11 protein-coding genes are annotated in these 13,679 nt (G+C 73.0%); 4 read left to right on the top strand and 7 right to left on the bottom strand.

What is annotated here, in order from left to right:
* Positions 1–236 precede the first annotated feature (236 nt).
* On the top strand, positions 237–1,220 hold the full coding sequence (locus tag OHS58_RS45075) for a Gfo/Idh/MocA family protein (RefSeq protein WP_328646340.1): 984 nt from the start codon (positions 237–239) through the stop codon (positions 1,218–1,220).
* 34 nt (positions 1,221–1,254) lie between these two features.
* On the opposite strand, the gene OHS58_RS45070 is transcribed toward OHS58_RS45075, so the two are convergent.
* Together OHS58_RS45070 and OHS58_RS45065 are read right to left on the bottom strand one after the other, a co-directional pair.
* Positions 1,255–1,596, bottom strand: a complete 342-nt coding sequence (locus tag OHS58_RS45070) for an NADAR family protein (protein ID WP_328649964.1) — start codon at positions 1,594–1,596, stop codon at positions 1,255–1,257.
* 42 nt (positions 1,597–1,638) lie between these two features.
* Positions 1,639–2,844 (bottom strand): glycosyl hydrolase family 8, encoded by a 1,206-nt coding sequence (locus OHS58_RS45065; RefSeq protein ID WP_328646339.1) that lies wholly within the window; start codon positions 2,842–2,844, stop codon positions 1,639–1,641.
* Between the two features lie 158 nt (positions 2,845–3,002).
* Here OHS58_RS45065 and OHS58_RS45060 point away from each other — a divergent pair, with 158 nt between their 5' ends.
* Positions 3,003–3,395 (top strand): TIGR03618 family F420-dependent PPOX class oxidoreductase, encoded by a 393-nt coding sequence (locus OHS58_RS45060; protein ID WP_326955569.1) that lies wholly within the window; start codon positions 3,003–3,005, stop codon positions 3,393–3,395.
* Positions 3,396–3,442: 47 nt separating this feature from the next.
* On the opposite strand, the gene OHS58_RS45055 is transcribed toward OHS58_RS45060, so the two are convergent.
* The 5 genes from OHS58_RS45055 to OHS58_RS45035 all read right to left on the bottom strand — a co-directional run bounded on the left by OHS58_RS45055 (position 3,443) and on the right by OHS58_RS45035 (position 9,720).
* Positions 3,443–3,985 carry a TetR/AcrR family transcriptional regulator gene (locus OHS58_RS45055; protein ID WP_326946709.1) on the bottom strand — a complete coding sequence of 181 codons (543 nt, stop codon included), beginning with the start codon at positions 3,983–3,985 and terminating at the stop codon, positions 3,443–3,445.
* Complete coding sequence (locus OHS58_RS45050; protein WP_328646338.1) at positions 3,985–5,526, bottom strand: long-chain-fatty-acid--CoA ligase; 1,542 nt, start codon at positions 5,524–5,526, stop codon at positions 3,985–3,987. Before OHS58_RS45050 ends, OHS58_RS45055 begins: the two co-directional genes overlap by 1 nt.
* A 125-nt stretch (positions 5,527–5,651) precedes the next feature.
* Positions 5,652–6,854, bottom strand: coding sequence for a GTPase (locus OHS58_RS45045; protein WP_328646337.1), 1,203 nt, complete (start codon positions 6,852–6,854; stop codon positions 5,652–5,654).
* A complete protein-coding gene (locus tag OHS58_RS45040; RefSeq protein WP_328646336.1) occupies positions 6,851–8,632 on the bottom strand; it encodes an isoniazid inducible protein IniA in 1,782 nt (593 codons plus the stop codon). The genes OHS58_RS45045 and OHS58_RS45040 overlap by 4 nt, the downstream gene beginning before the upstream one ends.
* Before the next feature lie 92 nt (positions 8,633–8,724).
* Positions 8,725–9,720, bottom strand: coding sequence for an IniB N-terminal domain-containing protein (locus OHS58_RS45035; RefSeq protein ID WP_247061581.1), 996 nt, complete (start codon positions 9,718–9,720; stop codon positions 8,725–8,727).
* Between the two features lie 300 nt (positions 9,721–10,020).
* Between OHS58_RS45035 and OHS58_RS45030 the strand changes: the two genes are divergently transcribed.
* Both OHS58_RS45030 and OHS58_RS45025 read left to right on the top strand, forming a co-directional pair.
* Positions 10,021–11,166, top strand: a complete 1,146-nt coding sequence (locus OHS58_RS45030; protein WP_326946704.1) for a molecular chaperone DnaK — start codon at positions 10,021–10,023, stop codon at positions 11,164–11,166.
* On the top strand, positions 11,163–13,676 hold the full coding sequence (locus tag OHS58_RS45025) for a helix-turn-helix transcriptional regulator (protein ID WP_328646335.1): 2,514 nt from the start codon (positions 11,163–11,165) through the stop codon (positions 13,674–13,676). Before OHS58_RS45030 ends, OHS58_RS45025 begins: the two co-directional genes overlap by 4 nt.
* Positions 13,677–13,679 lie beyond the last annotated feature (3 nt).

The raw sequence follows: 13,679 nt of genomic DNA, 5'->3' as shown, positions 1-13,679 counted from the left end.
GAGCGGCAGTCAGCACGAATGGCCCGTTCGCGACCGAAACAGCACGAACGGGCCGTTCGCGCAGCCGACAGGCGACCAAGCGCGCGGGTGGCCAGGCGAGCGAGTGATCAGTCGAGCGGGGCTAGCGACCAAGCGCGCGAGCGGCCGACCCGAGCGACCAGGCGACCAGGCGAGCGAGCGGGTGAGCCACCAGGCGACCGATCGAGCCCAAACCCGCCGGTGCTAGCTTCGCGCCCATGAGTCTGCGGATCGGCATCCTGGGTGCGGCCCGGATCGCACCCACCGCCCTGATCAAGCCCGCCGCCCACCACTCCGATGTCGAGGTCGTGGCCGTCGCCGCGCGGTCGGCTGATCGGGCGCAAGCGTTTGCGGCCAAGCACGGCGTCGGCCGGGTGCATTCGTCCTACGAAGCGTTGGTCGCCGACCCGGGTATCGATGCCGTCTACAACCCGCTGCCCAACGGTCTCCACGGCCGGTGGACGAAGGCGGCGATAGCAGCCGGCAAGCATGTCCTCTGCGAGAAGCCCTTCACCGCCAACGCCGCAGAAGCCCGCGAGATCGCCGACCTGGCCGCGGCGTCCGATCGCGTCGTGATGGAGGCCTTCCACTACCGCTACCACCCCCTCGCCCTGCGGGTGGAGGAGATCGTGGCGTCCGGCGAGCTGGGTGAACTCCAGCGCGTCGAGACCGCCTTGTGCTTCCCGCTGCCCAAGTTCTCCGACATCCGCTACGACTACGACCTCGCGGGCGGCGCGACGATGGACGCGGGCTGCTACGCCGTCCACATGGCCCGCATCTTCGGCGGTGAAACCCCGGAAGTCGTTTCGGCGCAGGCGAAACTGCGCGACCCGCGGATCGATCGCGCGATGACGGCCGAGCTGCGGTACCCGTCGGGCCACACCGGGCGGGTCACCTGCTCGATGTGGTCGTCTTCGGTCCTCAAGATCAGCGCGAAGGTGACCGGCTCGCAGGGGTCGCTGAGCGTGCTCAACCCCGCGTCCCCGCAGGTGTACCACCGTCTGACGGTCCGGGCCGGCGGCGCCCGCCGCGTGGAGCGGTTCCCGCGGCGGGCGTCGTACGCCTACCAGCTGGACGCCTTCGCGGCGGCGGTGCTGGAGGGTACGCCGGTGAAGACGTCGGCGGAGGACGCGGTGCGGACGATGACCGTGATCGACGCGATCTACCGCGCGGCCGGGCTCCCCGTGCGCGAACCGAGCTGAGCCCGGACGTCGGCGAGGGCGAAGCCGAGCAGGTTCAGGCCCCGCCAGCCGCGGGGTTCCCGGTCCGCGGGTCGTCGGCGGCCAAGTAGCGGCCGAGATCGGGGTGCTGGGCGAACTTCGCGACGTTGCCGTCGACGACGATCTCGCGGCGGGCACCGACCCACGTCGCCTCGTCGAAGCGCCGCACGCGACGGCCGAGGTCCTTCGCCCGCTTGGGGTGCACCGCGGCCGCGACCTGGGCGGCCACCTCGTCGTCGCCGAAGAGTTTCGCCTTGCGCCACATCATGTAGTGCTCGGCCGTGGCGAACCGGACGTCGTCGACGACGAACGGCGACGGCCCCCACTGGCTGAGACACCCGGAACCGGCCCCAACCAGCCGCCCCGCACCCGAAATACCGGTGCGGGACGGCCGGTGCGACTAAGCGGCCACGTAGTTGCCGGTCAGGATGAGCAGCACCTGGACCGTGATGCCCGTTCCGTAGTAGTCCGTCGAGTCCGGGGCGAACGCCGCGATCGACGTCCACAGCTTGTCCAGCCACGCCTGGCTGCCTGGGTCCGTCATCGCCGCCACCGCGAACGGCGCCGTGAAGCACGGGTGCTGGCCGCTCTCGGTCTTCGTGCCCGACAGCGAGTAGCCGCTCTGGATCTTCGACGGGTCGCCGCCCGTCGCGGACTTGATCCACGTGTTCATCTTGCGGACCTGCGCGGCCGCCGCGCTGCCGGACGCCGAGATCGCGTCCGCGCCGAGGCGCCACGGGTCGCGGCAGGCGTTCCAGCTGTACTTGCCGTCGTACTCGCCCTCGAGGAAGTCCGCCGGCGCCGGCTTCGGCGTCGAGTTCGTGTTCACCACGAAGTCCGGCAGCAGCCCGGTGTTCGGCGCGTACTGCGACTGCAGCTGGCTCACCGCGGTCTCCGACCGGGTGCGCACGGAGTCCCAGAAGCTGTCGCCGGTGGCCTTCGCGAACGCCCGCAGGTGCCCGGGCATCCAGTCCGACGAGCGCGAGCTGTTCTTGTACTCCGCGTCGTTGCCCCAGTCACCCAGCAGCGTGAACTTGGTGCTGTTGCTGACCTCGCTCTTCTTGATCGCGTTGATGATCCGGACGGCCTCGGCCTTGTAGTTGACCGACCCCGTGCTGCCCCACTTCGTGTCCGCGATCAGCAGGCCGTACGCGATTTCGAGGTCGCCGTCGGTGGCCGAGTCGCTGCCGTTGACGCTCTTGCAGTTCGCGTCCTGCTCGGCCGCGTGCAGGTCCTTGTTGTTGACCGACGGGTGGGCCTTGACGAACTTCACGATCCCGTCGACGATCGCGCGGGCCTGCGGGTCCTTGTCGGCCATCATCGCCGAGATCGTGACGCCGTAACCCTCGCCCTCGGCCACGAACGAGTGGTCGGCGTCCTTCGACAGCACGGCGTAGGTGCCGCTGCCGCACTTGGTCGTCAAGAAGTTCTTCTTCCAGAAGTCGTAGTACTTCTGGAGCACCTGGTCCTGCGTGGCCTGCGAGACCGAGGGCCGCAGGGTTCCCGGCACGTACGGGGTGCCGGCCGCGGACGCGGTCGTCGGCACGCTCAGCAGCCCGGCGGCCAGCGCGGCCGTGGCCACCACCGCCCGGACGATCTTCTTCATCGCTCCTCCGTAAAGGACATCGTTTCGGCTGCGGCGACAGCGGGTCCGAGCGTGACAGAAAGTTCAAGAGCTGGTCAAGACTGTTAGGAAACTTTCCTTACAATTACCGTGAGTGGTTTCACGGCCCCCCGCTCGCCCGGACGGACTAGCGTGGAGGCATGGAGATCGACCGCGGCGCGGACTTCCGCGCCTTCTGGACCGAACGACGCCTGGCGTCCCTGACGACCGTCCGCCCGGACGGCACCCCGCACGTCGTCGCGGTCGGCGTGACCGTCGACTTCGAAGCCGGCCTCGCCCGCGTGATCACGTTCGACACGTCCGTCAAGGCACGGCTGATCCGGGCCGCGGGCGCCGACGGGATCCCCGTCGCCGTCTGTCAGCTCGACGGCCCGAAATGGTCCACATTGGAGGGACGAGCGGTGCTGCGCGACGACCCGGAATCGGTGCGGGACGCGGAAAACCGCTACGCCGCACGCTACCGGCAGCCGAAGCCGAACCCGCAGCGGGTCGTCCTCGAAATCACCGTGAACCGGATCCTCGGCAACGCTTGACCCGGCTTGTCGTGAGTGGTTAGGGCGGTTAGAACCGCCCTAACCACTCACGAGCCGCGGGAGTGCACCAGCCGCGTGTACTCGGCCAGCAGCGCCGCCAGCTCGCTGTGCTCCCCCGCCGACGCGAGCTGCTGGTGGCCCACCAGCATCGCCATGCCCAGCGACGTCAGCGTCCGGGCCAGCTCGCGGTCGCCGACGATGCCCGTGACCGCCTTGCCGACCGTCCGGACGCGGGCCTCGTCGACGCGTTTCTGCACCGCGCGCACGCTCTCGTCGTTCATCCCCCACGCCCGGATGGCCGCCTCGGCCTCGTGGTGCAGGCCGAGCGTCAGGTCCATCAGCGCGGCGAAGTCCGCCGACGGGCCGCCGGTGCCGAAGTCCCGTTCGCGCAGGATCAGCACCTGCCGGTTCTCCCAGTGGTCCAGGAGCTGCTCCACGAACCCCGGCCAGCCGCCGAAGTGGTGGTAGAACGACCCGCTCGTGACGCCGAGGTCGCGGCAGAGCCGGCCGACGTTCAGCTCGGTGAACCCGTGCTCCGCCAGCGCTTTCAGCGCGGCCTCGAAGTAGGCCCGCCGCGTGACCGGCGGCATCAGACGTTCCGGCTCCGGTCCCGCCAGTACGGCTCGCGCAGCGAGCGCTTCAGGATCTTGCCGGTCGCGTTGCGCGGCAACGCTTCCACGACGTCGACGCTGCGCGGGCACTTGTAGTGGGCCAGGTGCTCACGGCAGAACTCCATGAGCTTCTCGGCGTCGAGCTGCTCGCCGGCGACGATGGCCTTGACCTGCTCGCCCCACCGGTCGTCCGGGACGCCGATCACGGCCACCTCGGCGACGCCGGGGAACTCCGCGACCACCCGCTCGACCTCCGGCGAGTAGACGTTCTCGCCGCCGGTGATGATCATGTCCTTGACGCGGTCTTCGAGGAACAGGAACCCGCCGTCGTCGAGGCGGCCGACGTCGCCGGTGCGCACCCAGCCGTCCACAACGGTCTCCGCGGTCGCCTCGGGATTGCCGAGGTAGCCCGCCATCCGCTGGTCGGTGCGGATCCAGACCTCACCGGCGACGGCGTCTTCGAGCGTGACGGGGTCGACGATCCGGATGTCCACTCCGGACAGTGCGGTGCCCGCGGAGGCCAGCCGGTCCGGGCGGGAGTCGTCGCGGTGCGCCTCGGGGTCGAGCGCGGTGACCGCGCCGGACAGCTCGGTCATGCCGTAGACCTGCGCGAACCTGACGTCCGGCCAGGCGGCCAACGCCTTGCGCAGCAACGGAAGCGGCATCGGCGATGCGCCGTAGCAGAGGTAGCGCAGCTTCGAGAACGCCTGCATCGCCTGGTCGCCGGCCTGCGCGATGCCGGCGACGACGGCGGGCACCAGGAAAGCGTGCGTGATCCCGGCCGCCAGCGCGGCGAACAGCGAGGCCGCGTCCGGCTCGCGCGTCAGGTAGGACGGTTCGCCGTACAGGAAACCGGAAACCGCGTAGCAGCTGCCGCCGACGTGGAACAGCGGCATCGCGACGAGGTTGACGTCGCCCGGCCCGATCGGGAACGCGGTGCCCGCGGCGAGGCCGTGCGAAAGGATGCTGCGGTGGGTCAGCACTGCGCCCTTGGGGAAGCCGGTGGTGCCGCTGGTGTACATGACCAGGACGCCGTCGTGCTCGTCGAGTTCTTGCGACGCAGCGGGTTCCGCGGACAGCAGCGGCTCGTACTGGTCCTCGTCGCCGCCGACGACGACCACGCGCTCGACGGCGGGCAACCGGTCCCGGACCGCTTCGACGGCGGGCAGCAGCTCGGCGCCGACGAAGACCACCTTGGCGCCGGCGTCGGCCAGGACGTAGGCGAGTTCGTCGCCGGAGAGCCGCCAGTTGACCACGGCGTTCGCGGCGCCGATCCCGGCCGCCGCGAAGGTCGTCTCCAGGCAGGCGGGGTGGTTCTTGTCGACGAACGCGACGCGATCACCGTGCCCGATCCCGGCCGCCGCCAGCGCACCCGACAGCCGCCGGACGCGCTCGTCGAGCTCCGCCCAGGTCCACGCGCGGTCGCCGTAGACGAGCGCGGTGTCCGTGGCGCGTTCCCGCGCCCAGTGCGCGAGAAGCTCGCCGAGCAGCCGGACCCGGGGGCGGTGGTCATCGGGCATGGCGGGTTTCCCTTCGGGCCGACGCTGGACCGTAGACCGCTCTATGGTGCGTCGCGCCCGGACGCGCGTCAAGGCCGGACAGGGATCGCCGGTTCAGGTGAGCGGTCGGTGTTTTCCTTGCCGCGTCAGCCGAACAGGGCCAGCAGCCCCTCGGTCGACCGGACCACGACGTGTGCCGCGGTGCGTTCCGCGTGGGGGCGGTCCGGGCGCTCGGCCTCGTGGCGCCAGCGGCGCAGCGCGTCCAGGCTCGAGTCGTAGATCTCGCCGGGGTCCGCGTCCGCTTCCAGGCCGAGGCGGTCGGCCGGGGCGGTGCCCTGGGCTCCGAGCAACCGCACCGCTTCCTCGGCCGGCTCGCCCGACAACGCCGTGCGGCCGCCGCGGATGTCGGCGATCAGGCGCAGCTCGCGGAAGTCGTGGGCGGCCGCCGCGAAGCGCTCCACTCGCGACACCAGGCGGTCGCCGCCCGCGCGGGGTTGCGCCGCCAGCAACGCTTCCAGGCGGATCACCGCCGTCCGCGCCTTCAACGCTTCGGCCCGTGCGACGAAACAGCCGGCCAGGGTGTCGCGCAGTTCGCCGAGACCGCTGCGGCGGACCAGCTCCGCCGAGAGCTTGACGCGGTCGTCGCAGCCGGTGCGGATCAGTGTCAACGCCAGCCGGACGCCGAACATGCCGAACCGCACGATCAGCGACCGGCGCGTCTCCACCGGGATCGGGCCGGGGAACGCCGGGTCGGTGAACGAGTCCACCGAGAGCACGTGCCGTTCCAGCTCCTCGCGCGGCACCGCGGCGAACGCGGCCAAGAGGTCGAACTCGTCGTCACGCAGCGAACGACCGCCGTAGGCCAGCTGCCCGGCGACGGCGATCACGCCCAGGAACCCGGTGCACAGCGGGTCTTCGCGCCACGCCCGCCGCGCGAGCTGCTTCGCCGTGAGCAGCGCGTCGATCCGGCCCGCGCCGATCTCGTCGGCCCGCGAGAGCACCAGCACCGAGTTGACCGCGCTCTGCCGCGCGAACGCCGAGCCGCCCGGCGGGTGCGCGGCGGCGAGCTCGTCCGGCTCGAGGTGGCGCACCAGGCGGACCGTCGCGTCGGGGAAGTCGTCGGCCGGGCCCGGGTCGTCGAGCAGCACGAGGTCGCGCAGCGCCCGCGTCGGCCACTCGCCCAGCGCCGCGGAAAGGGTCGTCTTCCCGGACGACGGCGCCCCGGCGAACGCGACACGCAGCGGTTGCTCCAGCCGGTGCTGGCAGTCGAGCAGCAACGCCGACGCGCGCGGGTCGTCGCGGTAGAGCCCGGCCGCGGCGGCCAGCAGGTCGCGGACGTCCTGGGTCACGCCGAAAGCTCCCGCCGCGTCGTCCGGCCGGCGATCGTGCCGAGCTCGCCCGCGCGCTGGTGCAGGCCGGCGAGCCGGTCGATCTCGCGGCGGATGTGCACCGTCCGCCGCTCGCGCTCGGCCGTGCCGGCCAGGATCGTCTCGCGCTCGTGCGTCAGGTCGTCCGCGAGCTCTTCGGCCAGGCCGGTGAAGTGGTCGCGCAGGCGTCGCTGCACGACGCGGATCGCGTCGCGGCATTCCTTGCCGAAGCGCAGGAAGACGTCGTCGACGTGCCGTTGCGCGGCCTGCTTGGCGACGGCCTGGCGGCGCTGCAGCCGCATCCCGCCCTCGTCCTTGATCGTCTTCGCGGCGAACGCCGCGCCGGCGCCGAGCGAGACCGGGTTGATCAGCGGCAGCCCGGCGAGGCTGGTCACCAGGCCGAACATCAGCACGCCGCCGTACGACCCGCGCAGGCCGGTGAACGCCTGCTGGCCGACCTTGAACTTGTCGATCTTCGGGCGGCGGACGTCGTCGAGGGCGTCGATGCCCGGGCCGTCGAGCCGCAGGTCGGGCAGCGCGCCCTCGTACTGGGCGCCGAAGCAGGCCGCGGTCGCCTGCGCGATCCACTCGGCCCGGTCGGCGAGCCAGTTGTAGTTGGTGTCGACGGCTTCGGCGAGCGCGCCGTCCAGCCACGGCGCGAACTCGTCCCACACCTTCGCCGGGTCGCCGTCGTCGAAGGTCTGGTCGATGGTGTTCACGATCTTGCGGGTCCGCTCGCGCAGGTCGTACTCGGCGTCGGACAGCAGGTCGGTGATCTCGTCGGACAGCAGGTTCTGCCAGCGGGTGTTCTGCCGGCGCAGGTCGTCGGCCCGGCGTTGCGCCCGCTGCAGCAGCGCGGCCTGGCCCAGCCCGGCGTCCTGCCCCGCGGCATCCGCGCGGTCGCGCAGGGATTCGACGAGTTCCGCGGCGGCGGCGCGCACGCCCACGGCGGCGAGCAGCGCGCGGGACTGCTCCGGCGGCCGCGCGGCCTGCTCGGCGATCCAGGACAGCAGCTCGGGGAAACCCGAGCGGGCGTTGAGATCGGCGTCGCCCGCCTTCGCCGCGGCCTGGCGCACGACGGCGGACACCGGCAGCACCGGCGCGTCGATCCCCGCCTCGGCGAGCATCGCGCGGTCGCGTTCGGCGACGGCGCGCCAGCCCGGGGAAGCGTCGATCTTGGTCAGCGCCAGCACGACGTGCGGGCACCAGGTGCGCACGTGCCGGGCCAGCGCGAGCTCGGCGGGGCTCAGCGGCGCGGTCGCGTCGGAGACGAGGATCACCGCGTCCGCTTCGGCGAGCAGGTCGAGCGCGGCGGCGGTGCGCGGCGAGCGCGGGTCACCGACCGGCGGGGTGTCGACCAGGATGAGCCCGGCCGAGAGGAGTTCGCGGGGCACACCGACTTCGACGCGGCTGAGCGTGCCGGCGGGCCGGGCACCGAGCTCACCGGTGAGCCGTTCGACCGCGACGGGGATGCGTTCGAGGGACCGGCCGACCAGGGTGGCGGCGGGTTCGTCGGCGTACCCGATCTCGGTCGGCACGGCGGGGGTGGCGGCGTCGCCGACCGCGCACACCGGCGCGTTCAGGACGGCGTTGAGCAGGTAGCCCTTGCCCTGTTTGGGAAAGCCGAGCACGCCCAGCCGGATCTGCTCGGCGGGGGCGTCACGGCGTCTGCGCAGGAGCTCGGCGAGATCGGCGCGGCCGTGGGTGCGGCACGCGTCCAAGGTCTCGTTGAGCACTTCGAGCCAAGCTGGGGCGGTCACGACGAAGGAGTCTCCCCCGTACGAGTGATGGACGCGAGCCGGGTGCCCGTTCCGCGGTCGCACCCTGACCGCGGAACGGGCACCGGAGGGGATCAGTGACCCAGGTGGATGTCGTTGTGACCGAGGTCGCCGACGTGGATGTTGCCCAGCGCGTTGTGGCTGAGGTTGTCGGTGACGCCCGACACCACGTCGTGCACCGCGTCGACACCGTTGTTGCTCGCGATGTCGCCGACCGCGTTGTGGTCGACGCCGCCGACGGCACCGGTCACCGTGGTGACGGTGTTGTGGGTGATGTCGCCCAGGCTGTTCTGCACCGCGCTGGTCAGGTCGCCGCCGACGTGCTTGACGTCGAGGTCGCCCACGTTCTTCAGCGTGCCGGTGAAGTCGCCGATGTGGTTGGTGACCTCGCCGACGGGGCTCACCGCGCCGGTGACGGCACCGGCCAGGTCGCCGCCGTGGACCGGGGCCGCGACGGTGCCCGTGACGCCGGTGACGACCTGCTCGACCTGGCCGACGCCGTTGTGGCCGTCGACGGCGCCGGTGACGGCACTGCCCAGGCCGAGCGAACCGGCGTCGATGCCGTGGGCGAGGTCGCCGCCCAGGCCGAGGGAGTTGGTGACACTGCCCGCGAGGGCCGTCACGTTCGCGGCGTTGGTGACGTCGGTCACGCTCGACAGCTGCTGGCCGCCGAAGACCGCGCTGGTCGGCAGGCCGAGGTCGCCGACGACGGGCAGCTCGCCGACGCCGCCGACACCGAGGTCGCCGACACCCGGCAGCACCGAGGTGGCCGGCAGGCCGAGGCCCGCGGTCAGGGCGGTGAGCTGGTCGATCGCGCCCTGGATGCCCGTGGTGTCGGTGCCCAGCGAGGTCAGGTCGCCGACCACCGGGAGACCGCCGACGGCGGGGAGGCTGTCGACCGGGACGTAGTCGAGCACCAGCGGGATGACCTCGTGCACGTCGGCGGCACTGACGTCGCCGAGGCCGGCGAGGGCGAGCGCCTGCTGCGGGTCCGTCCCGAAGGCCGCGAGGGCGGTCGGGTCGTTGAGCAGGTTGAGGGCGAAATCGTGCAACGTCTGCACGGAGTCCATGGAGGTTCTCCTGATCCGGTGGTTCGGGGGACGGCATCGGCCGCTGGGACCGGTGTCCATGGCCAAGTTAGGGAGCCGGTCCCCCCACGCACATCGGGGATCACTCCGAGTCGCATCCGGCTCAGCCGATAGGGGATCGATATGTCATCGTTAGGGAGTTAGGGGCTCATCCGAGATGCTCGCAGTTGGGTTAAATCCCCCCAGACCCTTGCCTGACTAACCCGTTTGGGTGAGGATGCCCCGAGCCCTAGGGGGCTTTGCCGCCCCCGATCGGCCCCGCGAGGTGAGGAGGAAGCGCCGTTGCCCTACGTCCTCGGGATCGATGTGGCCCAGGGGCGGACCCACGCCGCGATCAGCCACCGCCACGGCCCCGGCTGGGGTGCCCCCGAACCCCTGTGGCTGGGTGAACGGTCCCCGGCCGCGGCGTCCGCGCTGTTCCTGGACGACGAGGGGTACCTGCTCACCGGCGACGCGGCGGCGCAGGCGGGCACCCGGGTCCCGTCCCGGCTGCTCACCGGCTTCCACCGGCGCATCGGCGACGACGTGCCGATGGTCGTCGAAGGTGAGTCCTTCCCGCCGGAGACGCTGACCACCGTGCTCGTCGAAGGCATCGCCGAGCACGCCGAGAACCAGTTCGGCGGCCCCCCGCAGCACCTGGTGATGACACACCCCGGCGACTGGGGCGGCTACCGCCGTGACGTGCTGCGGCGGGCACTGGCCGACGCCGGGTTCACCGCGGTCACGCTGGTCCCCGGCTCGATCGCGGCGCTCGGCGCGCACCTGCCCGTGCCCGGCCCGGGGGTGACCGGCGCCGGGGTCTGCGAGTTCGGCGCCGACGGCGTGAGCGTCACGCTGGCCACCCCGAGCGGCGCGAACGGCTGGCAGATCGGGGCGAGCGCCGAAGGCGTGTCCCCGGCGGCCGCGTTGAGCACGCTGTTCGCGCTCGCCGGCTCCGCGTCGACGTCCCCGAGGGGCCTCGCCGGCGTGGTCTTCTGCGGTGACGTCCCGCCGCACGCGCTGCCCGCCCGGCCGCCGTGCCCGATGTTCGCGGGACCGGTTCCGCCGGCCACCACCGCGCTCGGCGCGGCCGCCCTCGCCGGGCTGCGCGCCGAGGGCCGGGGCACCGCCCAGGAACCGCCCGCCGTCGAGACCACCCTGCTCCCCAAGATGGACACGCTCGGTGAGCTCGGCGAACGGCCACCCCGCCCGCCGGTCGAGATCACGCCGTTCGAGCTCCCCGAACGCACCGGCCCGATGGACCTGTTCCGGCGACGGCGTCCCCTCGCCGCCGCGGTCCTCGTGCTCGCCGCGGCCGTCTCGGCCGTCCTGATCACCATCACCGCCCGCGAAGCCACCGCCGGCCCCGACCAGCCCCCGGCTCCCAGCCAATCCACCCCGAGCCACTGCGCCGCTCCCGGCGCCCCCTCCGGTGAAGGTCACTGTTGAACACTCTGCTCACGCAGGCCGCCTCGCTCCACCCCGTCCCCGTGCACCCGGCGGCCCGGCAGCTGCTGCGCCAGGTCGCCGCCGACCCGGCCGCGCCGCTGCGGATCGCCGTCGTCGCCCCCGGCGGCTACGGCAAGAGCGTGCTGCTCGCCGCGCTCGCCCGCGCCTACCGGGACGCCGGCGCCGACGCGCTGCTCGTCGACGACGCCGACCGGATCGACGCCGACCAGCTCGAAGAGCTGCTGGCGGGCGCCGACGGCCCGATCGTCGTCGCGCACCGCCCGGCCGCGGTCGCGGCCGGCTGGACGCTGCTGCAGCTCGCCCCGCTCGGCGTCAACGATGTCGCGCGGCTGGTCGAGGCGCTGACGGGCACCCCGGCCGAGCCGGCCGCGGTGGCCGAGCTGCACCGGGTGAGCGGTGGCGTGCCCCGGCTGGCCGAGCGCGCGCTGCTCGGGCGGCTGGAGGAGTTCCGGCCCGAGCTCGACGAGCTCGACGACGACGTCCTGCGGTACCTGATCGCGGCGGAGGCCGGCGCGGGCCGCAACCTCGACCTGCTGTGCGTGCTGCTGGACCGCACGCCGGACCAGCTGCCGGGCATCGTCGACGGCGCCCGCGCGACGGGCCTGCTCGCCCCGGACGACACGCTGCTGCCGCTGGCCTCGGCCGCCGTCCGCGACTTCGGCCCGCCGGCGCGCCGGCTGACCACGGTGCAGCGGCTGGTCGAGCTGCAGCTGGCGAACGGCCTCCCGGTGCTCGACCTGGCGCGTTCGCTGCTGGGCACGGGCAGCACGGGCACGTCGGCGGCGGCCGCCTTCGCCGCGGCGGCCGCCGAAGCCCTGCCGACGGACGCCCGCCTGGCAACCAAGCTCTTCGAAGCCGCGGCCGAAGCGGGCGACCGTTCGGCGTCGGTCACCGCGGGCTGGGCCCGAGCGGCGGCGTTGTCGGGCGACCTGGACACGGCATTGCGCCTCGGCGACGGCATGCTCGGCGCCCCGGACGCCGAAACCCGCGCGGCGGGCGCGGAGATCGCGGCCACGGTGCTGGCCCACCGAGGCGAACTGGCCCGCGGCGCGGAGCTGTACCAGTGGGCCGCCCTGGGCGGGCAGACCCCGGGCCAGCACGCGGCCGACCCGTACTCGACGGGCCACGGCCCCAGCTCCCCGGCGGGGTGGACCGACCCACGGCACTCGACGGGCCACGGCACCGGCCCCGGCTCCCCAGCGGGGCGGGGTGGCACCGATGCCTTCGCGGTGATGGCCCTGGTCGGCACTGGTGACCTCGATGGTGCCCGCCGGCTGCTCGACTCCCCCGCTCCCGGCGTCGCGCCGACGTTGTTCGCCGGTGCGGCTACCCGGATGGCTCGCGGTATCGCCGACTCGGTGTCCGGCTGTGCGACCGAGACGTTGTCCACCCTGCTCGGCGCGGCGGCGATGCTGGAACCGGCGCTGGGCGGCACCTTGCTGCCCGACAGCCCCGCGGCGCTGGCCGCGCTCGCCGCGTTGCACACCGGCGAGCTGGCCCTGGCGGAGTCCGTGCTGACTCGTGCCCTGGACGGCCGGATCGGCGGTGACCTCCTCGCGGTGCGCCACCGCCTGCTGCTGGGCTGGGTGGCGATGACCGCGGGCGACCTCGCGACGGCGGCGGGGCACCGCGACGCCGTCGCCGGCCGGCCGCTGGAAGCCCGCGACGAGATGTTCTTCACGACCTTGGAGCTCGGGCTGGCCCGGCGGTCCAGCGACCTGGTCGGGCTGCAGCGGTCGTGGGACCGCGCGTACCAGGCGTCGATGCGCCAGCAGACGGACCTGTTCACGCTGCTGCCGCTGGGCGAGCTGGTGATCGCGGCGGCCCGCACCGGCGCCCACGCGAAGCTCGCCGGCCAGCTCGAACGCGCCCACACCCTGCTGGCCCGCCTCGGCGAACCTCCACTGTGGACGATTTCGCTGGTCTGGCACGAACTCCACGCGGCGATCACGCTGGAGGACGCGGAAGCGGCGAAGGCGCACCTGGCGACGTTGACGTCCCACGCCCACTGCGGCCGCCACCCGAGCGCGCTGGCCACGGCGGCCCGCGGCTGGCTCGCGGTGCTGAGCGGCACGTTCGCCCCGGACGAGATCTCGGCGGCCGCGGCGGAGCTGCACGATCTCGGGCTGCGCTGGGACGCGTCGCGCCTGGCCGGCCAGGCGGCGATCCGCACGTCCGACCGCAAGGCGATGGTCCAGCTGCTGGAGGCGGCCCGCCAGTTCCAGGGCACCGGCGTCCGCCGCGAGGCGGGAACGGCGGAACCGGCGTCCTCGGGCACCGGGCTCGCGGCGTTGAGCGAGCGCGAACTCGAAGTCGCGCGGCTGGTGGTCGAAGGCCTGACGTACAAGCAGGCGGGCAGCAAGCTGTTCATCTCGAGCAAGACGGTGGAGCACCACATGGCCCGGATCCGCGGGAAGCTGGGCGCGTCGGACCGCCGGGAGCTGCTGGCGACGTTGCGCGAGCTGCTGTCCCGCCCCGACGCCCCCTAGGCC

The organism is Amycolatopsis sp. NBC_00348 (assembly GCF_036114655.1).
Taxonomy (GTDB): domain Bacteria; phylum Actinomycetota; class Actinomycetes; order Mycobacteriales; family Pseudonocardiaceae; genus Amycolatopsis.
The sequence above is the reverse complement of the archived record's forward strand: the minus strand, read 5'-3'. Positions and strand labels throughout refer to the sequence as shown.

What these genes read in the sequence shown, in the direction of transcription:
- OHS58_RS45075 (WP_328646340.1), top strand. Translation starts at nt 237, where the DNA reads ATGAGTCTGCGGATCGGCATCCTGGGTGCGGCCCGGATCGCACCCACC.
- OHS58_RS45065 (WP_328646339.1), bottom strand. Translation starts at nt 2,844, where the DNA reads ATGAAGAAGATCGTCCGGGCGGTGGTGGCCACGGCCGCGCTGGCCGCC.
- OHS58_RS45060 (WP_326955569.1), top strand. Translation starts at nt 3,003, where the DNA reads ATGGAGATCGACCGCGGCGCGGACTTCCGCGCCTTCTGGACCGAACGA.
- OHS58_RS45055 (WP_326946709.1), bottom strand. Translation starts at nt 3,985, where the DNA reads ATGCCGCCGGTCACGCGGCGGGCCTACTTCGAGGCCGCGCTGAAAGCG.
- OHS58_RS45050 (WP_328646338.1), bottom strand. Translation starts at nt 5,526, where the DNA reads ATGCCCGATGACCACCGCCCCCGGGTCCGGCTGCTCGGCGAGCTTCTC.
- OHS58_RS45035 (WP_247061581.1), bottom strand. Translation starts at nt 9,720, where the DNA reads ATGGACTCCGTGCAGACGTTGCACGATTTCGCCCTCAACCTGCTCAAC.